Source organism: Actinoplanes solisilvae, assembly GCF_003999975.1.
In the GTDB taxonomy this organism is placed as follows: Bacteria; Actinomycetota; Actinomycetes; order Mycobacteriales; family Micromonosporaceae; genus Actinoplanes; species Actinoplanes solisilvae.
The window spans coordinates 151,603-168,842 of sequence record NZ_RJAC01000002.1; the positions used below are offsets into that span (position 1 = coordinate 151,603).

The window sequence follows — 17,240 nt, forward strand, 5'->3', positions numbered from 1 at the left end:
CGACCTTCCGTCCATTCAGCCGAGTGCCTGCTCCAGGTCGGCGAGCAGATCGTCAACGGTTTCGATGCCGACAGACAGTCGCACGAGATCGGCGGGGACTTCAAGCACGGAGCCCGCAGCGGACAGGTGTGTCATCTGGCCGGGGTGCTCGATCAGGGATTCGATGCCGCCGAGCGACTCCGCGAGCACGAAGAGCTTCGTACGGTTGCAGACGTCGACGGCCTTCTCCATGCCCCCGGTCGTGCGGAACGACACCATGCCGCCGAAGCGCTGCATCTGCTTGGCCGCGACCTCGTGACCCGGGTGCGACTCGAGCCCGGGATAGAGCACCTCGGTCACGGCGGGGTGGTCGCTGAGGAAACGAACGATGCGCTCGGCGTTGTCGCAGTGCCTCTCCATGCGTACGCCCAAGGTCTTGATGCCGCGCAAGGTGAGCCACGCGTCGAAGGGACCGTTGACCGCGCCCATCGCGTTCTGGTGGAACTGCAACTGGTCGCCGAGCTCGTCGTCCGCCGTGATCAGGGCGCCGCCGACCACATCGGAGTGTCCACCCAGGTATTTGGTGGTCGAGTGCACGATGACGTCGGCGCCGAGCGTGAGCGGCTGCTGCAGGTAGGGCGAGGCGAACGTGTTGTCGACCACGAGCAGAGCGTCGTACTCGTGGGCGAGCCCGCCCAGCGCGGCGATGTCGGCGATGCTGAGCAGCGGATTCGTCGGCGTCTCGGCCCAGATCAGCTTCGTGACACCGGGACGGAACGCGGCGCGCACCTGGTCGAGGTCGTCGAGAGGCACGGCCGTCCACGACAGGCCCCAGTTCTCGGCCACCTTCGAGAAGAGCCGATAGGTGCCACCGTACGCATCACTCGGGATCACGACATGGTCACCCGGACGGCAGACGGCGCGCAGCAGCGTGTCCTCGGCGGCGAGACCGCTGGCGAACGCGAGACCGCGGCGGCCGCCCTCGATCGCGGCGAGGCACTCCTGCAACGCGTCGCGGGTGGGATTGCTGGAGCGGCTGTACTCGTAACCGAGCCGTGGTGCGCCGACGGCGTCCTGGGCGTACGTGCTCGTCTGGTAGATCGGGGGCACGACCGCGCCGGTCCGGGGGTCCGGATCCTGGCCGGCGTGGATGGCGAGGGTGTCGAACCCGTACTCGTTAGCCGTCATGCTGCGCAAGGCTAGTCTCAGCTGGTGGCATCGTGTGTGTTCTGCGACATCGTGGCGGGGACGGTGCCCGCTTTCCAGGTCGTCTCTACCCCGGACGGGGTCGGTTTCCTTGATACGCGGCCCGTCTTCAAGGGTCATGTGCTGGTGGTTCCCCGCGACCACGTGGTGACGCTGCCCGATCTGCCGGTTGCCTTATTGCCCGGATTTTTCGGACTTGTGCAGCGAGTGGCGGCGGCGGTGCCGGCCGCGCTCGGAGCGCAGGGGACATTTGTGGCGAACAACAACGTCGTGTCGCAGTCGGTGGCGCACCTGCATTTCCACGTGGTGCCGCGGACGAAAGGCGACGGACTGCGCGGGTTCTTCTGGCCCCGTACGCGGTACGCGTCGTCCTCGGAAGCGGAGTCGTACGCTGCGACCATCGCGGCCAAGCTCGGGTAAGGAACGGACCCCCTCCGGCGTTGCACACAGCGGATGAAGGGAGTGACCGTGTTCCTGCGGCACAAGAAGCTCGAGCTGATTACCCCCGATCAGGCCCTGCCGGGCCGCCCCCTCCAGATGCCGGTCGCCTCAGCACACACCGTGCTCGGCACCCCGCTGCAGGGCCCGTGGCCGACCGGCTTCGAGGTCGCCGTGTTCGGGATGGGCTGTTTCTGGGGCGCCGAGAAGATCTTCTGGCAGCTGCCGGGCGTCTATTCGACGTCGGTCGGCTACGCGGGCGGCTTCACGAAGAACCCGACCTACGAGGAGACCTGCTCCGGCTCGACCGGCCACGCCGAGGTGGTCCAGGTCGTCTACGACCCCAGCAAGATCCAGTACGAGGACCTGCTGAAGGCCTTCTGGGAGAACCACGACCCGACCCAGGGCATGCGCCAGGGCAACGACGTGGGCACCCAGTACCGCTCCGCGATCTACACGACCACGGACGACCAGGCCCGCATCGCGAAGGCCTCGCTGCAGGCGTTCCAGCCGGTGGTCACCGCCGCCCGCAAGGGCACGATCACCACCGAGATCCGGTCGCTCGGCACGTACTACTTCGCCGAGGACTACCACCAGCAGTACCTCTCCGACGCGAAGAACCCGTACGGCTACTGCAACCACGGCCCCAACGGCATGACCTGCCCGGTGGGCGTGGCAAGAACGGCCTGACGGTCAGAGCCTCGGCGCCGCTGCCCCGTCGGCGGCGCCGGCTCACACGAAAACTGCACAGTCTTCGCGCCAGTAACTGCCTATGCTTCAAGCATGAATGCCGTGCCGTTCACTGACGCCCGCAACCGCCTGTCGGAGCTCATCGACGAGGTGGCCTCTACGCACGAGCGCGTGGAGATCACCAGGCACGGCCATCCTGCCGCGGTGCTCATCTCGGCTGACGATCTTGCGGCGCTGGAGGAAACGCTGGAGGTTCTCTCCAGCGCCGAGGCCATGCGCCAACTCGCCGAGTCCAAAGCGGCCGTCGAAGCCGGTGACGTCCTCGACGGCGACGAGCTCGCAGCATTGATGGCAAAGCGGTCGAGGCGAGCACGGTGACCGAACCGGAGCCCGACCGCTACCGACTTCAGGTCATTGGGCCGACGGCACGCGTCCTCGCCGGGCGATTGCCGGCAAAGATCGCCGCAGCGGTCTACGCGTTCATCACCACCGCTCTCCTCGTCAACCCCGATCGCGTCGGCAAACGGCTGCTCCTGCCGCCGTACGAAGGCACTTGGTCGGCCAGACGCGGCACCTACCGTGTCCTCTACGAGATCGACGAAGACGACCTGGTCGTAACCGTGACAGCCATCGAACACCGCGCGGACGCATACCGGTCACGCTGAACCGGCACGGGGTGCTTTGCCAAGCCTCGCTCCCCACGGCATGACCTACCCCGGTCGGGGTCGCGCGAGTAGCGGATCGTTACTAGCCTGGCCGCGTGCCCGGCCCGGACGATACCGTCGCCGAGATTCGACTGTCGCCTCCTGCCCCTCGGGGAAGGAGGCGAATACTTTACGGCATCGGAATCGCCTGGCTGGCCGTAGCGATCGTCGAGCTGAACGACATAAAAAATGTGTCCCTGGTGGCGCTGGCCGTCCCGCCGTTCGAGCTGACGTTGTGGCTCACCGCGGGCGTCCTCACCATAATCGCGGTCGGCCGGTCCCCGCGTTCGGCCGCGACAAGGGGGGCGGTGCGGGTAATCGCCGCAGTCGGCCTGCTGGCCGCGACGATTCACTTCAACAACTGGTCGATCTTCGAACCGCGCTCGTACTACGCGAGACCTGCTCGACGATTGAGCACGTCGCCCGTTGTTCGGCGGGCCCCGGCAACTACCGGGGCCCGTTTTCATGCCTCAGGGTGGAAAAGATCGACATGTCCCGACGCGTTTCGCACACTGGGAAACGACTGCGGGATCGCGGGAGGTGAAACCATGCCGACCTTTTACAACGACGAGGAACGCCAAGCTTGGCGGGACGCCGAGTCGCTCGCCGCGCAGGCCGAGGAGATGATGCGGGAGGCGGAGGCGGCGCTTGAGACCTGGAAGACCGGCAAGGAGATGAACCGGCTGCGCTGCGCTCGTAAGGGGATCAGCGAGTCGGACGCGGAGATTCGCTGGGCGGCGTCGGCCAACTCGAAGAACGCGCTGACGAACAACAGTTTTCACGTCGGGCTGGCGACGATGTATTTCGGGGCGGCGGCCGCCAATTATTCGCGGGCGCTCTATTTACGCAGTCTCGGCGGCCGGCCCATGGCCGCCTAAGCGGGATCTTGCTCGGCCGCGGACGACTGTGACTGCGTCGGCGGCTTGGGGGCCGGGTCGGGCGTCGCGGCCGAGGCGGGCGTGGCCAGGGTCAGGCCCAGGATGGCGCCGGCGCCGATCAGGCCGAGGCCGGCCAGCGAGACGGGACGGCGTTCAGGCTTCTCCATCAAGACCTCCGGTTGAGAGCCGGCCTCCCAAGATGCCACCCCTTGCTGTGGCCCGGCTGTGCACAACCTGCTAATCGAATGACCTGTTAGCGGGCCTCACGTTCAAGGCAGGATGAACGGATGGAGATCGCGGGCGAAACCGAACGCAAATACGACGTGCCCACCGAGTTCCGTCTGCCCGATCTCTCCGGAAAGGCCGGGATCAGCAGCGCGGACGGCGCTGAGACGTATGAACTCGACGCTACGTACTTCGACACCGACGAGCTGACCCTCATGAGCAACCGCCGCACGCTGAGGCGGCGCACCGGTGGCAGCGACGCGGGCTGGCACCTGAAGACGCCGGGCGACGGCACCAGCCGCACCGAACATCGCGTGCCGCTGGACGGTGCCGTCGACGTCGTGCCGGCCGAGCTGGCCGGGCAGGTCCGCGCGATCGTCCGGCGGGCCGAGCTCAGGCCGATCGCCCGGCTGCGCACCCACCGGGTCGAGACGCCGCTGCGCGACGCCGACGGTCACACGCTGGCCCTGGTCGCGCAGGACCAGGTGATCGCCGAGACCGACGGGCACGAGCAGCGCTGGCAGGAGGTCGAGGTCGAGCTGGTCGACGGCGGCCCGAAGCTGCTCGCGGCGGTCGAGAAGGTGCTGCTCAAGGCCGGCGCGACCCCGGCCGAGGGCCCGTCCAAGGTCGCCCGCGCCCTCGGCAACAGGCCCGTCCCACCGGCGCCCGGCAAGATCAAGAACCCCGTTCTCCGGTACGTCAAGGAGCAGCGCGACGCCATCACCGGTTTCGACCCGGGCGTACGCCGGGGAGACCCGGAATCGGTGCACAAGATGCGCGTCGGCACCCGCCGCCTGCGCAGCACCCTGAAGACGTTCAAGCGCTCCTTCCCCGACGACGCCGACCTGGGCGACGAGCTGAAGTGGCTGGCCGACCTGCTGGGCCAGGTGCGCGACGGCCAGGTGCAGGAGGGCAAGCTGCTCGCCGGGCTCGACGAGGCGGGCGAGCAGTTCCAGCCAGTCGCCGCCCGCATCCGCGAACACCTCGACAAGCAGGTCGCCGAGGGCCGCGCCGCGCTCGACGAGGCCCTGGAGAGCGAGCGCTACCTGACCCTGCTCGACCGCATCGACCGGCTCGCCGCGCAGACGACGGTCGAGGACGACCCGGTGCGCCGTGCCCGAAGGAGCCTGGCCAAGGCCGACGGCCTGCTCGACGAGGCACTGGCCCACGGCGAAGATCACGAGCTGCACGACGCCCGCAAGGCCTACAAGCGAGCTCGATACGCGGTCGAGGTGTTCGCCGACGGCAAGCCCGGCAAGCAACTGGTCGACGCGCTGACCGATCTGCAGGACGTGCTCGGGGCCCACCAGGACTCGGTGGTCGCCCGCGAACTGCTGCACGAGCTCGGCCAGGACAGCTTCTGGTTCGGCGTTCTCTGGGCCCGGCAGGAACAGGTGGGCAAGGACACGTACCAGGAATTGCCTGTGGTGGTCGAAACGTCTCGGAAGGGGAGCCTTCGCCGGTGGCTGGACTGAATGTTCACCTCGTCACTCGTTGAGTCGACACCGGGGGTGGGTATGTAGTCGCGTCATGCAGTCGGAGGCGGAGCACACGCATCACAACGGTTACGAGGACGATCAGGATCTGACGACGAGCCCGTACGACGGGCCGATCGCGGAGCTGGGTGGCTATCGGGTCGCGGATGACGATGACGACGACCCGGTGCTGCTCAACGCCGACGGCAGCCCGGTCGACACGTGGCGCGAGGACTACCCGTACGACGAACGCCTCCCCCGCCCCGACTACGACCACCACAAGCGGCTGCTCCAGATCGAGCTGCTCAAGCTGCAGAACTGGTGCAAGAGCACCGGCGAGCGGCTCGTGATCCTCTTCGAGGGGCGCGACGCGGCCGGCAAGGGCGGCACGATCAAGCGGTTCATGGAGCACCTGAACCCGCGCGGCGCCTCGGTGGTGGCCCTCGAGAAGCCGAACGAGCGCGAGAGCACGCAGTGGTACTACCAGCGTTACATCAACCATCTGCCGGCCGCGGGCGAGATCATGCTGTTCGACCGGTCCTGGTACAACCGGGCCGGCGTCGAACGGGTCATGGGCTTCTGCACCCGCGCGGAGTATCTCGAGTTCATGCGCCAGACCCCCGAGCTCGAGCGCATGCTCGTGCGCTCCGGCATCCACCTGGTCAAGTTCTGGTTCTCGGTGACGCAGGGCGAGCAGCGCACGCGCTTCGCGATCCGCCAGGTCGATCCCGTACGGCAGTGGAAGCTCTCCCCCAACGACCTGGCTTCGCTCGACAAGTGGGGGGACTACACCGAGGCCAAGGAGGCGATGTTCTTCTACACCGACACGGCCGACGCGCCGTGGACGGTGGTGAAGAGCAACGACAAGAAGCGTGCTCGGCTCGAGGCGATGCGGCACGTTCTGAACCGGTTCGACTACGACAACAAAGACCCCGAGGTCGTCGGCACGCCGGATCCGTTGATCGTCGGCCCGGCCTCGCTCGCCGTGGAGGGGACCGAAATGTCCCCCCGGGTATTCCCGCGTCTGTAGTGATTCAAAAAGTGTTGGCGAGGTCTGCTTCCGGTGGTTAACGTAGCCGTACACGTGAAGGGAGGTGGTCCGAAGTTGTATAGCAACGGGACTCGTGAGGTGGCTGTCCGCTAGCCGCTGTCCTTGACAGCTTCGTCAGAAGTAACACGTCGAGACCGTGTGGCAGCGGTGCGGCGAGTACCAGACAGCCACCCGACCCCCGGGGATCCGGCCTTGTCCGACCGGACCACGCACACGTGCGTGGAAGTCCCCGGGGGTCGCTTCATATCGGGGTTCGGTTCTTCCGCGGGGGCGTTCAGTGCGCGAGTTGGTCACGCTCGGCACGGCGAGCCAGGTCCCGACCCGGTATCGCAACCACAACGGATACGTCCTGCGCTGGGACGACGAGGTGATCCTCTTCGACCCGGGCGAGGGCACCCAGCGCCAGATGCTGATGGCCGGCCTCCCGGTCACCCCTCTCAAGCGCATCTGCATCACCCACTTCCACGGCGATCACAGCCTCGGCCTGCCCGGCATCCTGCAGCGCATCTCGCTCGACAAGGTGCCCCACCCGGTGACGGTCCACTACCCGGGCGCCGGACAGGAGTTCTACGACCGGCTGCGGCACGCCACCAGCTACTGGGACAACGCCGAGATCGTGCCCTCGCCGATCACCGGCGACAGCTTCACGGTCCCCACCCCCGCCGGTCGGCTCACGGCGCTGCCACTGTGGCATTCACTTCCCACGTACGGGTACCGCCTCGACGAACCGAGCGGGCGCCGCATGGTTCCCGCGCTGCTGGCCGCGCACGGCATCGCCGGCCCCGCGGTCGGCGAGCTGCAGCACGCCGGACGGATCGGCGACGTGACCCTCGATGAGGTCAGCGTCGAACGGCCCGGTCAGAGCTTCGCGTTCATCATGGACACCGGCCTGTGCGACAACGTGTTCGCCCTGGCCGACGGCGTCGACCTGCTGGTCATCGAGTCGACCTTCCTCACCGAGGACGCCGAGATGGCCGCCCAGGTCGGGCACCTCACGGCGGCTCAGGCGGGCGCGGTGGCTCACCAGGCGGGCGTACGAACCCTGGTGCTGACGCACTTCTCGCAGCGCTACCAGGATCCGGCTCGGTTCCTCGACGAGGCACGGGCCAACTTCGCCGGCGAGATCGTGGTCGCGGAAGATCTGGGCCGCGTGCCGGTGCCCCCGCGGCGGGCCGCTACGGTCGCGTGATGAGCGTGCTCCTGCGTACGGCGAAAGACTCTGATCTGGTCGCGGTCGGGGCGGTGCACCAGCGCTCGCGGGTCGCGGCCTACGCCCACATCCTCGCGGCCGACACGTTGGCGCTGCGGACGGCCGAGTCGTTCGGCGAGTGGTGGACCGAACGCTACCGCTGGGAAGCCGACACCCACCGCCTGACGGTCGCCGAGCTGGACGGGCGGGTCGTCGGCTTCACCTACGTCGGCCCGTCGGAGACTCCCGGGGCCGCCGAGCTGTACGCGATCCACGTCGAACCCGATCTCGTCGGCACGGGCGTGGGCCGGCGCTTGATGGAGGACGCACTCGACGGCCTCGAGAAGGTCGGCGGCTCGCGGGCCGTCCTGTGGGTGCTGGCCGACAACTCGCGGGCGCGGCGCTTCTACGCGGCGGGTGGTTGGATCCCCGACGGCGCGACCCGGGTCGAACCCGTCAACGGCGAGCCGGTCGAACAGCTCCGCTACAGCCGGCCGCTGATCGGCTCCTGAATCGGGCCCGATGATGCTGCGCCCGGTCTTGCCGGGTCGGGCGCACCGGAACTCGCGCGCACCGGCCTCTCCGGCCCACACACCGCTAGCTTGCCCACCCACCCGGGGCTTGGGAGGACGTTACGCGGTCGGGGTGACATTCCCGGGCGGTTGTCCACAGGCGGTCACCCTCGAGGGTTGGCCGTTGGACGCTGTCCGCAGGGGCTGGCTGGGCGTCGACTGGCGCCGGCCGGCCGCGAGGCCCAAGGCGGAGCCTGGCCGGCCGCGAGGTGCGTGGGGCCAGACGGGGGTTGGCTGGGCGGGAGCGCGAGACCGTGATGGAACGGGGGAACCTGTGGTCTCGCACTCCCGCCAACCGTCCCGCCCGAACCGGGGTTTCGCGTCTGGCCGGAGACGCTGGACCAGCGGAGGCGTGCCGGTCCTGGGCCGATTCCAGGGCGGGTCCTTACAGGCGGGAGATCGCGACGCTGGCGGGGCGCAGCGGACTCACCGCCGGAAGACGTCGTCCCGGGCCGGGTAGCCCTGCCTGCCGGGGGAGGTCAAGCTGACGGGCGACGTCGAAGGCTCTGTGAAGTTGTCCTACTCGAAGCAGCCGCGGTTGCGACGACGGTCGTCGTAGCCGGCGCGCAGACCCGGCATCGCGCGGATGCTGTTCAGGTCGTGCCGCACGGTCCACGCCTCGCGCCAGGGCTGCCTGGACGCGAGGTCGGCGCGTTCGGCCAGCCGTCTCGGCGCGCACGGCCATCGCCATCCACACCAGACGCAATTGCCGTCCACCCCCGGCTCCGCGTGCCGCCCGAGCATCTGCTGGGCGTCCCGCCACAGGAGGCGGTCCACGATGTCGGCCGGCATCTCGTCGGCGATGACCATTCCCCTACCCTTTCGTCGGCGGTTCGGGTGTCGGCCGGGTCGTCATACGTCCGTCACGACCTATACAACCGCGCGACACCATCCGTCGGTCGGACTTTCTGTGCGACTGTGACGACCCAGCGTGACGAGCACGTGTTCGCCGTGGGCGGACGCACCGGTGACATCGACCTTGCTCAGCGCACTGTTGAAGCGGCCATGGATACCGAACACACGGGTGTCGATTCACAGGCGCTCGATGCCTACAGCCGTGTGGTGACCGGCGTCGCCACCAGCCTGTTGCCGTCGGTCGCCGCTCTCTCCGTGCGTACGGCGCGCGGTCAGGGCGCCGGCTCGGCGGTCACCTTCACCGACGACGGATTCCTTCTCACCAACGCACACGTGGTCGCCGGCGCGACCGGCGGCACCGCCGACTTCGCCGACGGCACCGAAACCCGCTTCGACGTGGTCGGCGCGGATCCCCTGTCCGACCTGGCCGTCGTGCGCGTGCAGAACGCGGGCGCCCCGGCCGCCCCGCTCGGCAACGCCGACGAGCTCAAAATCGGCCAGCTGGTCGTGGCCGTGGGCAACCCGATGGGTCTCGCGGGTTCCGTCACCGCGGGCGTCGTCTCGGGCCTCGGCCGTTCACTTCCGGCCCGCGACGGCCGGACCGTACGCATCATCGACAGCGTCATCCAGACCGACGCGGCCCTGAACCCGGGCAATTCCGGCGGCGCGCTGGCCGACAGCACGGGAACCGTGGTCGGGATCAACACGGCGGTCGCCGGCTACGGCCTGGGCCTGGCCGTCCCGATCAACGCCACCACCCGCTCCATCATCGGCGAGCTGGTCGCCACGGGTCGCGTCCGCCGGGCGTGGCTCGGTGTGGCCGGGGTGCCCGCCCCGCTGCCCCCCGCGCTGGCCGAGCGCCTGGGTCAGAAGCTCGGCCTGCGGGTCGTCGAAGTCGTCCCCGGCAGCCCCGCCGGTAAGGCCGGCATCTACCTGGGCGACATCATCATCGCGGCCGGCGGTCAGCCCGCCCAGACCGTGCAGGCCCTCCAGCGCCTGATGCTCGGCCCCGCCATCGGCACCGACCTGCCGATGACCCTGCTGCGCAAGAACGCCCTGGTCGACGTCGTCACGGTCCCGGCCGAACTGCCCTGACCGCTCCCGCCTCGCCGTGCTCGCGATGCGATACTCCCCCGCATGACCGAGCCCGGCGAAGCGGAAAGCCTCCTGCTGATAGCCGTCGTCGACATGGCCCCCGCACACCCGCACGAGGGCAGGCAGTACGAGGACGCCGTCCTCGCTCTTCTGCCCCGCCACGGCGGCACCCTGGAGTCCCGTCTGCCGAGCACCGACGGCCGCGCCGAGGTCCACACCATCCGCTTCCGCGACCGGGCCGGCTACGAGTCGTTCATGGTCGACCCGGACCGCCAGGCCCTCCGCGCCCGCCTCGGCGACGCCGCCCCGACAACCCGGGTCATCGAGATCGCCGAGCGCTGACTCTCAGAAACGACCGCCGCCACCCCGCCGACCGCCGCCACCCCCACCGGTGCGGCGCCCCCGCGAGCCGCTGCCGCCGTAGCCACCGCCCTGCCACCCGCCCGAACGGCCACCACCACCCGCGAGGATCCCGCCGAGCACGGCCCCGGCAAAGGCCCCCGCGTCGAACCCACCCGGCCGACCGGAACCGCCACCCCAGCCGCCCCCGCCGCCGCCCCAGCGGTTGACGTCGAGGTTGGCCTCCTGACCCGCCCGCGCCGCCAGCTGCCGGGCCTGACGCGCCTCGGCCAGAGCAGTCGCCGGATCACTCCCGGCCAAGCTTTCAGCCACCGAAAGATGCCGCAACGCCTCGGACAACGTCGCCCGAGCACCTGACCCGACCGCCCCGCGCCGGGTGGTGATGAAGTCATTCGTGGCCGCCACCTCGGCCCGAGCCACCGGCAACTCCTGAGCCAGCAGGCTGCGATCGTGCGCAAGCCGCTCGGCCACGTCTCGCGCCTCGGCCAGGGCCGCGTCCAGCACAGCATCGGCCCCCTGCAGCCGGGCCACAGCCTCCACCGGATCAGGCCGAGCCACCGCCAAAGCCGCCCCCACCTCGGCCAACGCCTGCTGACCGCCCTCGATCGCCGCAGTCAGCCCCGCCACGGCACCCGTGCCCGCCTGCAACGCGGCCCGCCCAGCCGCGATCTCCCCGGTGATCTCGTTGATCAGCGCATCAGCCGCCGCCCGCGCCGCCGGCAGATCAGCCGCCGCCCGCCCCACCGCCACCACCAGCTGATCGGCCTGATCAACCGCCTGCTCAGCCGCCCGCACCGCCAGCGCCGCCTCAGCCCGCCCGCCACCCGGCACGCCAGACTCCGTCAACCCCGCCCCCGGCACCCCACCACTCGGCACCCCAGCGATCGGCACCCCACCACTCGGCACCCCAGCGTTTGTGTCACCAACGTTTGTCTCCCCCGCGCCTGTCTCCCCCGCGGCGAGGGCTTCACGGGCCTTCGAAAGCGCCGAGGCAGCAAACGACAGCCGCTCCCGAGCCTGCTCGACATTCGCCGCCACAGCGGTGACAGCGCCACCCGAGTAGCTGCCCACCAACTGCCGCACAGTCGCCTCGGCCGCGACCAGCGACGCCTCCACGACAGACCGCCGCTGATCGATCTCCGCCGCCGCTTCCGCAGCCCGCCCTTCCAGGTCACGAAGACGATCGAAGGCCTCGGACTCGGCGTCCAGCCGTCCGTTGGCCAACCGGCACAACTCGATGATGCGCGTCAGAGTCTCGCGTCGCGTCGCCTCATCCGGAGCCGGTTCCTCGTCAAGAGTCATCCGCAGCCGAAACGCCTCGGCGACCTCCCGCCGAGACGTCTCCAGCGACTCTTGGAACGGCCGGGTCGCCTCAGCCCCGTACTGCGCCACGGCCAGCCCCAGCTCACGCTCACCGGCCCGCAGATCGTCATCCAGCTCGATCAGCAGCGCGTTCGCCTGGTTCGTCAACTCCTCCAGGCTCGGAGCCGCAGGCCCAGCCGGCGCGGACGACGCCGCCGCCCCTCGCCCAACCGACGCTGTCCGCCGTCGCCGCCGCAACCAGACCCAGGCGATCACGACGATCACCACAAGCACCAGCACCAGAAAGACCCAGCCGAAGCCCCCACCGGAACTAGCCGCCGCGGTGTAACCCTGAGCAGCCGAGATCACCGCCCCCGACCAGTCCCCCCGGGCCAGGGCAGGCTCGATGTCCTGCTGCGCGACGTTGGCCAGCTCACTGTCGCTGATCCGCGAGTCGTCCGGGAACGAGTAGGCATACGCCCGGTCGCTGACCGCCACCGCCAGCAGCGCGTCCCTGTCCCCCAGGTCACTGAGCCGCGCAGTCTCATCCGTCCACTGCTGCGCCGCCATCCCGTCAAACGACTCAACCACGACAACAAACAGCTGCAGCCCAGTCTCTTCTTGCAGGTTCCTGAGCGCGTCATCGACCCCCGCCCGGTCTTGAAGCGCACCCGCTTGGTCAGTCACCTGGGTAGCCAGGCGAGCGGGCGGAGCCGCGACGACCGGAGACGCCGCTATCAAGACAGCCACAGCAGCCACCAGGAAAACAGCGAGTCGGCACAGCGTCGAAGTCACCAGCCCAACCTATGCTCCGGAAAGCCGTCCCGCCCGGCTTGCTCCCTGGGCTGTGGACAACAACCTCACCCGCGTCCCCGCCGTCCGCAGCAAGGACAAGAGCAAGACCGTGGGGGCGCTGCCCCCACACCCCCGGCCGAGCGCTCGGAGACCACCTGCGGATTACTCACCCTGGGTGGGTTGGGTGGTCTCCTCGCAACAACAGCCAAAAGCGAATCGTAAAAGGGGAAGGGCGCAACCAAACACCGGTTGCACCCTTCCCCTTTTCACGATGGGCCCAGGCCGCCGTCGCGAGGAGACCACCCAACCCGAGAGCTTTCGAAAAACCAAGACCACCCACGCAAGATGCTGCACCTCCAGCAAAGCGCTGTTCGCAGGTTCGACCACGAGTGTCTCCCCAAGCCGGTGGTGACCCCCACCTGAACCACGGCTTGGTCTTGACCCCACTATGGGCGCGAAGCGTCCGAACCGCACCCGGCAGACAATGTTCGCTTGACCCACCACCGAGTCCGGCCAGGGTGACATGTTTCCCCAGGCCAACCACAGCGCGGAAGCCGACCTACGGCCCGTGAGGTGACCGCCCGGCTTCAGCTGCACCCAGCAGCCGGTGACCCATTTCCTGGCAGTTACTTTCTCCCATGCAAGGTTGGAGGCCGCAAGAAAGCCAACAATCAGGAAAGATGAACCAACAAATCCTGCCGAGTAAGAACCCCAGCCGGCTTCCCATCAATCAACACCATGGCCGCATCCGATTTCTCCAGCAACTGAACAGCCTCGCTGACAGGCTGCCCTCCACCGATCATCGGAAGCGGATCCCCCATATGACGCTCGATGGTGTCATGGAGATGGGCCTGCCCCGTGAACAACGCGTCCAGCAATGCCTTCTCCGCTATCGACCCCGCAACTTCCCCAGTCACCACCGGCGGCTCCGCCTTCAGGACCGGCAACTGCGAAATGCCGTATTCGCGCATGTAGTCGATCGCGTCGCGCACGGTTTCTGTCGGGTGGACGTGAACCAGCGGCGGCATGGCCCCGCCTTTGCCCTCCAGCGCGTCCGCCACTGTGGGCGAGCCCTCTTCGGTCCTCAGGAAGCCGTAGCGGGCCATCCAGTCGTCGTTGAAGATCTTCGACAGGTATCCCCGGCCGCCGTCCGGCAGGAGCACGACGATCACATCGTCCGGCCCCGCTCGGCGCGCCACCTCGAGTGCCGCCACCACCGCCATGCCGCATGATCCCCCGACCAGCAGTCCTTCTTCCCTGGCCAGGCGGCGCGTCATCTCGAACGAGTCCGAGTCGGAAACCTCGATGATCTCGTCGCAGATGCCGCGGTCGTAGGTTTCGGGCCAGAAGTCCTCGCCGACGCCTTCGACCAGGTAGGGCCGCCCGGTGCCGCCGGAGTAGACCGAGCCTTCCGGGTCGGCGCCGATGACCCGTACGGCCGGGCTCTGTTCTTTCAGATAGCGCCCGACTCCGCTGATCGTGCCGCCCGTGCCGACGCCGGCGACGAAGTGGGTGATCCGCCCGTCGGTCTGTTTCCACAGCTCGGGGCCGGTTTCCTCGTAGTGGGAGCGCGGGTTGGCCGGGTTGCTGTACTGGTCGGGCTTCCACGCGCCGGGCACTTCGCGGGCCAGGCGGTCGGAGACGTTGTAGTAGGAGCGCGGGTCTTCGGGGGCGACCGCGGTCGGGCAGACCACGACCTCGGCGCCGTACGCCTTCAGGACGTTGCGCTTGTCTTCGCTGACCTTGTCGGGGCAGACGAAGATGCACCTGTAGCCGCGCTGTTGAGCCACCAGGGCCAGGCCGACGCCGGTGTTTCCGCTGGTGGGCTCGACGATGGTGCCACCGGGCTGCAGCAGGCCGGCCTTTTCGGCGTCGAGCACCATCCGCAGGGCGATGCGGTCTTTGACCGACCCGCCGGGATTGAAGTATTCGACCTTGGCCAGCACCGTCGCGGCGATGCCCTCAGTGACCTTGTTCAATTTGACCAGGGGGGTGTCCCCGATGATGTCGACGACGTTGTCGTAATAGCGCACGCCTCAGACTACGACTACCTGGTCCTGACGCCTCTCCCAGTCCAGGAAGCGCTCGGTCTCGGCCAGGATCGAGCCGGCCAGCCAGGCCACCGCGACCGCGTCGTCGACGAGGCCGACGACGAGCAGGAACGCTTCGGGGATCACGTCGATGGGGGACAGAACGTAGGCCGTGGCGGCCGCCATCATCGCCACGCGCATGCCGCCGTCGTATTGACCGCGCACGGTGGCCTTCATCATTCGCGGGACCGCCGCGATGCGGGTGCCCAGCGACGGGCCACCTCGGGCGCCCGCCATGAGGGCTTTGGCCAGGGCGGTGAACGCCGCCGTCCGTTTCAGCGTCTTCGCCATGCTGTTCTCCCTTCGCTCACCGGCAACTCAGCCGCCACTCCAGCATGACGTGGCCGCGCCATGATTGCTTGTCGCCCGCACGCGATAGCCTCGAATTCCTGAGCCGTTCTTGATCTTCGAAGTTGGCGAAGCGACAGCGAGGGAGCGTGTGAGCACCAATCAGATCTCCGCGGAGGACTGGCGCCGGATCAAGCTGGCGGGCCAGATCCTCGGTGGTGTGACGGGCGTGGTGGCCGGGGTGACCGCGCTGTCGGCCGGCCTGCTCATGCGGCAGGCGGCGGACGCGCGCCGCATCATTCCCATGGCCGAGGCGCCTCCGCCGCGCGGCGACGGGCTCTACGGGGGCAAGTTCGGCGGTAAGGCGATCACCATGGTCATCCTGGGTGACTCGTCGGCGGCCGGCTATGGCGTGCACCGTCCCCGCGAGACTCCCGGCGCGCTGCTGGCCACGGGGGTGTCGCGTCGCCTGCGCCGGCCCGTGCGGCTGCACCGGCTGGCCGTCGTCGGTTCGATGTCGTCGGGCCTGCCGTACCAGGTGGACGCCGCCCTCGAGTACAGCCCGGACGTGGCGATCATCCTCATCGGTGGCAACGATGTCACCCACATCTCCGACCGGGTCGGCGCCGTGCGGCATCTCGGTGATTCGGTGCGCCGGCTGCGCGAGGTGGGCTGCCGGGTGGTCGTCGGCACGTGTCCCGACATCGGGGCGATCCAGCCGATCAAGCCGCCACTGCGCTGGCTGGCCCGCAAGTGGAGCCGCGACCTGGCCGCCGCGCAGACGGTCGCGGTGGTCGAGGCCGGCGGTCGTACGGTGTCGATCGGGGGCCTGCTCGGGCCGATGTTCGAGGCCGACCCGGTGCGCATGTTCAGCTCGGACCGGTTTCATCCGTCGGCCGAGGGCTATGCGCGGGCCGCCGCGGTGGTCATGCCGACCCTGATGGCCACGCTCGGCGAGGATGACCGCACGGTTCTTTCCGGGGCCGACGGGGTACGCAGTTTGGAACAGGCGGCTCAGGAAGCGGTCCACGCTCCCGGCACCGAGGTCAGCGCGGCCGGGCGGTGGGCGGTGCTGCGCCGTCACCCGTGGTTCGGCGAGCCCCGATCCTGGTTCGGGCATCGCACCACCGCGGCGCCGGGCGGGACGGCGGCGGACATTCCCGGCGGCCGCTCCGCGTCGAGCGCCGTAGGGTGGACCCCAGAGGATCATTAGGGAGGGAGTGGCATGTCGGGGCTGAACGCACGGATCGGCAGGACGGCGGCCACCGGCCTGCTCGCCGGCGCGGTGGGCGGCGCCGCTCTGATCGTCGGCGAGTTGCTCGCGGCGAAGGCTCGCCGTTACGCGAAGCCGACGATGGGCCTGGCCCTGCGCACGTCGATGGGCCCGGTCTCGGCCCCGCCGCTGCGCCTGGTGCTGCTGGGCGACTCGGCCGCGATCGGCGTGGGTGTGGAGTGGCTGAGCGAGACCGTCGGCGGCCACCTGGCCCGGTTGCTGGCCGAGGGCAGCCCCGAGGCCGGCGAGCGCCACGTGCTGCTCTCCAGCGTGGGCGTGGCCGGTTCCCGCTCGTCCGACCTGGCCACCCAGGTGGCCCGGGCCCTGCTCGGCGACCGTCCCGACGTGGCGGTCGTGCTCATCGGCGCGCATGACGCGACCAGCCTGCGCAGCCCCGAGGAGTCGGCGGCCCAGCTCGGCGCGGCCGTGCGGCGGCTGCGCGAGGCGGGCGTACGCGTCGTGGTGGGCACCTGTCCCGACCTGGGCGCCGTGCGGGCGATCGCCCCGCCGCTGCGCCAGATCGCCGGCGTGCTGGGCCGGCGCATGGCGAAAGCGCAGGCCAAGGCCGTGACCGCGGCCGGCGGCGCCGTGGTCGACCTCGGCGAGGAGACGGGCGCGGTTTTCCGGGCCGACGCCGGCACGCTCTGCTTCGACGGGTTCCACCCCTCGGCCGACGGCTACCGGGTGTGGGCGCACGCCCTCTACCCCGCCGTCGTGAAGGCGGCGATGAGCCCGGCCGGGTGATCGCACCATGACGGTTGTGTGACAAAGTTGT

19 protein-coding genes are annotated in these 17,240 nt (G+C 69.3%); 13 read left to right on the top strand and 6 right to left on the bottom strand.

The features are described 5' to 3' along the window. Window positions 1–15: 15 nt before the first annotated feature. Window positions 16–1,167 (bottom strand): cystathionine gamma-synthase, encoded by a 1,152-nt coding sequence (locus EER30_RS07505; RefSeq protein WP_127499627.1) that lies wholly within the window; start codon window positions 1,165–1,167, stop codon window positions 16–18. Between the two features lie 24 nt (window positions 1,168–1,191). Between EER30_RS07505 and EER30_RS07510 the strand changes: the two genes are divergently transcribed. From EER30_RS07510 to EER30_RS48480, 5 genes are all read left to right on the top strand, one after another. After that, window positions 1,192–1,605, top strand: coding sequence for an HIT family protein (locus tag EER30_RS07510; protein ID WP_127499628.1), 414 nt, complete (start codon window positions 1,192–1,194; stop codon window positions 1,603–1,605). A 48-nt stretch (window positions 1,606–1,653) separates the two neighbouring features. Next, window positions 1,654–2,313 (top strand): peptide-methionine (S)-S-oxide reductase MsrA, encoded by a 660-nt coding sequence (gene msrA, locus EER30_RS07515; protein WP_127500218.1) that lies wholly within the window; start codon window positions 1,654–1,656, stop codon window positions 2,311–2,313. 93 nt (window positions 2,314–2,406) lie between these two features. Beyond that, window positions 2,407–2,691 carry a type II toxin-antitoxin system Phd/YefM family antitoxin gene (locus tag EER30_RS07520; RefSeq protein WP_127499629.1) on the top strand — a complete coding sequence of 95 codons (285 nt, stop codon included), beginning with the start codon at window positions 2,407–2,409 and terminating at the stop codon, window positions 2,689–2,691. Next, window positions 2,688–2,978 carry a type II toxin-antitoxin system RelE family toxin gene (locus tag EER30_RS07525; RefSeq protein WP_205650136.1) on the top strand — a complete coding sequence of 97 codons (291 nt, stop codon included), beginning with the start codon at window positions 2,688–2,690 and terminating at the stop codon, window positions 2,976–2,978. Before EER30_RS07520 ends, EER30_RS07525 begins: the two co-directional genes overlap by 4 nt. 95 nt (window positions 2,979–3,073) lie before the next feature. Further along, window positions 3,074–3,895 (top strand): hypothetical protein, encoded by an 822-nt coding sequence (locus EER30_RS48480; RefSeq protein ID WP_240669875.1) that lies wholly within the window; start codon window positions 3,074–3,076, stop codon window positions 3,893–3,895. Here EER30_RS48480 and EER30_RS46945 read toward each other — a convergent pair. Further along, window positions 3,892–4,062, bottom strand: coding sequence for a hypothetical protein (locus EER30_RS46945; RefSeq protein WP_164842254.1), 171 nt, complete (start codon window positions 4,060–4,062; stop codon window positions 3,892–3,894). The genes EER30_RS48480 and EER30_RS46945 overlap by 4 nt on opposite strands. Window positions 4,063–4,182: 120 nt before the next feature. Between EER30_RS46945 and EER30_RS07535 the strand changes: the two genes are divergently transcribed. From EER30_RS07535 to EER30_RS07550, 4 genes are all read left to right on the top strand, one after another. Continuing rightward, a complete protein-coding gene (locus tag EER30_RS07535; protein ID WP_127499630.1) occupies window positions 4,183–5,595 on the top strand; it encodes a CYTH and CHAD domain-containing protein in 1,413 nt (470 codons plus the stop codon). A 55-nt stretch (window positions 5,596–5,650) separates the two neighbouring features. Then, entirely contained in the window at window positions 5,651–6,625 is a 975-nt protein-coding gene (gene ppk2, locus EER30_RS07540) for a polyphosphate kinase 2 (protein WP_127499631.1), read from the top strand. A gap of 298 nt (window positions 6,626–6,923) precedes the next feature. Beyond that, the gene (locus EER30_RS07545; protein WP_127499632.1) at window positions 6,924–7,835 is read left to right on the top strand and encodes a ribonuclease Z; all 912 of its coding nucleotides are present in this window, start codon (window positions 6,924–6,926) and stop codon (window positions 7,833–7,835) included. After that, window positions 7,835–8,347: a GNAT family N-acetyltransferase gene (locus EER30_RS07550; protein ID WP_127499633.1), complete on the top strand. Its 513-nt coding sequence runs from the start codon at window positions 7,835–7,837 to the stop codon at window positions 8,345–8,347. The genes EER30_RS07545 and EER30_RS07550 overlap by 1 nt, the downstream gene beginning before the upstream one ends. Before the next feature lie 579 nt (window positions 8,348–8,926). On the opposite strand, the gene EER30_RS07555 is transcribed toward EER30_RS07550, so the two are convergent. Beyond that, window positions 8,927–9,217, bottom strand: a complete 291-nt coding sequence (locus EER30_RS07555) for a hypothetical protein (protein WP_127499634.1) — start codon at window positions 9,215–9,217, stop codon at window positions 8,927–8,929. Window positions 9,218–9,325: 108 nt separating this feature from the next. Here EER30_RS07555 and EER30_RS07560 point away from each other — a divergent pair, with 108 nt between their 5' ends. Together EER30_RS07560 and EER30_RS07565 are read left to right on the top strand one after the other, a co-directional pair. Then, window positions 9,326–10,357 (top strand): S1C family serine protease, encoded by a 1,032-nt coding sequence (locus tag EER30_RS07560; RefSeq protein ID WP_240669876.1) that lies wholly within the window; start codon window positions 9,326–9,328, stop codon window positions 10,355–10,357. A 42-nt stretch (window positions 10,358–10,399) separates the two neighbouring features. Beyond that, window positions 10,400–10,699 carry a hypothetical protein gene (locus tag EER30_RS07565; RefSeq protein WP_127499635.1) on the top strand — a complete coding sequence of 100 codons (300 nt, stop codon included), beginning with the start codon at window positions 10,400–10,402 and terminating at the stop codon, window positions 10,697–10,699. Window positions 10,700–10,702: 3 nt separating this feature from the next. On the opposite strand, the gene EER30_RS49575 is transcribed toward EER30_RS07565, so the two are convergent. The 3 genes from EER30_RS49575 to EER30_RS07580 all read right to left on the bottom strand — a co-directional run bounded on the left by EER30_RS49575 (window position 10,703) and on the right by EER30_RS07580 (window position 15,195). Next, window positions 10,703–12,814 carry a TPM domain-containing protein gene (locus EER30_RS49575; RefSeq protein ID WP_284699703.1) on the bottom strand — a complete coding sequence of 704 codons (2,112 nt, stop codon included), beginning with the start codon at window positions 12,812–12,814 and terminating at the stop codon, window positions 10,703–10,705. 671 nt (window positions 12,815–13,485) lie between these two features. Then, window positions 13,486–14,847, bottom strand: coding sequence for a cystathionine beta-synthase (locus EER30_RS07575; RefSeq protein ID WP_127499637.1), 1,362 nt, complete (start codon window positions 14,845–14,847; stop codon window positions 13,486–13,488). Window positions 14,848–14,850: 3 nt separating this feature from the next. Then, window positions 14,851–15,195, bottom strand: coding sequence for a YkvA family protein (locus EER30_RS07580; protein WP_127499638.1), 345 nt, complete (start codon window positions 15,193–15,195; stop codon window positions 14,851–14,853). A gap of 148 nt (window positions 15,196–15,343) precedes the next feature. Here EER30_RS07580 and EER30_RS07585 point away from each other — a divergent pair, with 148 nt between their 5' ends. Both EER30_RS07585 and EER30_RS07590 read left to right on the top strand, forming a co-directional pair. After that, a complete protein-coding gene (locus EER30_RS07585; protein WP_205650137.1) occupies window positions 15,344–16,405 on the top strand; it encodes an SGNH/GDSL hydrolase family protein in 1,062 nt (353 codons plus the stop codon). A 12-nt stretch (window positions 16,406–16,417) separates the two neighbouring features. Continuing rightward, a complete protein-coding gene (locus EER30_RS07590; protein ID WP_127499639.1) occupies window positions 16,418–17,209 on the top strand; it encodes an SGNH/GDSL hydrolase family protein in 792 nt (263 codons plus the stop codon). Window positions 17,210–17,240 lie beyond the last annotated feature (31 nt).

Bases quoted from the DNA above. Each gene is read 5' to 3' on its own strand.
- EER30_RS46945 (WP_164842254.1), bottom strand. From the start codon at position 4,062: ATGGAGAAGCCTGAACGCCGTCCCGTCTCGCTGGCCGGCCTCGGCCTG.
- EER30_RS07550 (WP_127499633.1), top strand. From the start codon at position 7,835: ATGAGCGTGCTCCTGCGTACGGCGAAAGACTCTGATCTGGTCGCGGTC.
- EER30_RS07580 (WP_127499638.1), bottom strand. From the start codon at position 15,195: ATGGCGAAGACGCTGAAACGGACGGCGGCGTTCACCGCCCTGGCCAAA.
- EER30_RS07565 (WP_127499635.1), top strand. From the start codon at position 10,400: ATGACCGAGCCCGGCGAAGCGGAAAGCCTCCTGCTGATAGCCGTCGTC.
- EER30_RS07505 (WP_127499627.1), bottom strand. From the start codon at position 1,167: ATGACGGCTAACGAGTACGGGTTCGACACCCTCGCCATCCACGCCGGC.
- EER30_RS07535 (WP_127499630.1), top strand. From the start codon at position 4,183: ATGGAGATCGCGGGCGAAACCGAACGCAAATACGACGTGCCCACCGAG.
- EER30_RS07520 (WP_127499629.1), top strand. From the start codon at position 2,407: ATGAATGCCGTGCCGTTCACTGACGCCCGCAACCGCCTGTCGGAGCTC.
- ppk2 (WP_127499631.1), top strand. From the start codon at position 5,651: ATGCAGTCGGAGGCGGAGCACACGCATCACAACGGTTACGAGGACGAT.
- EER30_RS07590 (WP_127499639.1), top strand. From the start codon at position 16,418: ATGTCGGGGCTGAACGCACGGATCGGCAGGACGGCGGCCACCGGCCTG.
- EER30_RS07555 (WP_127499634.1), bottom strand. From the start codon at position 9,217: ATGGTCATCGCCGACGAGATGCCGGCCGACATCGTGGACCGCCTCCTG.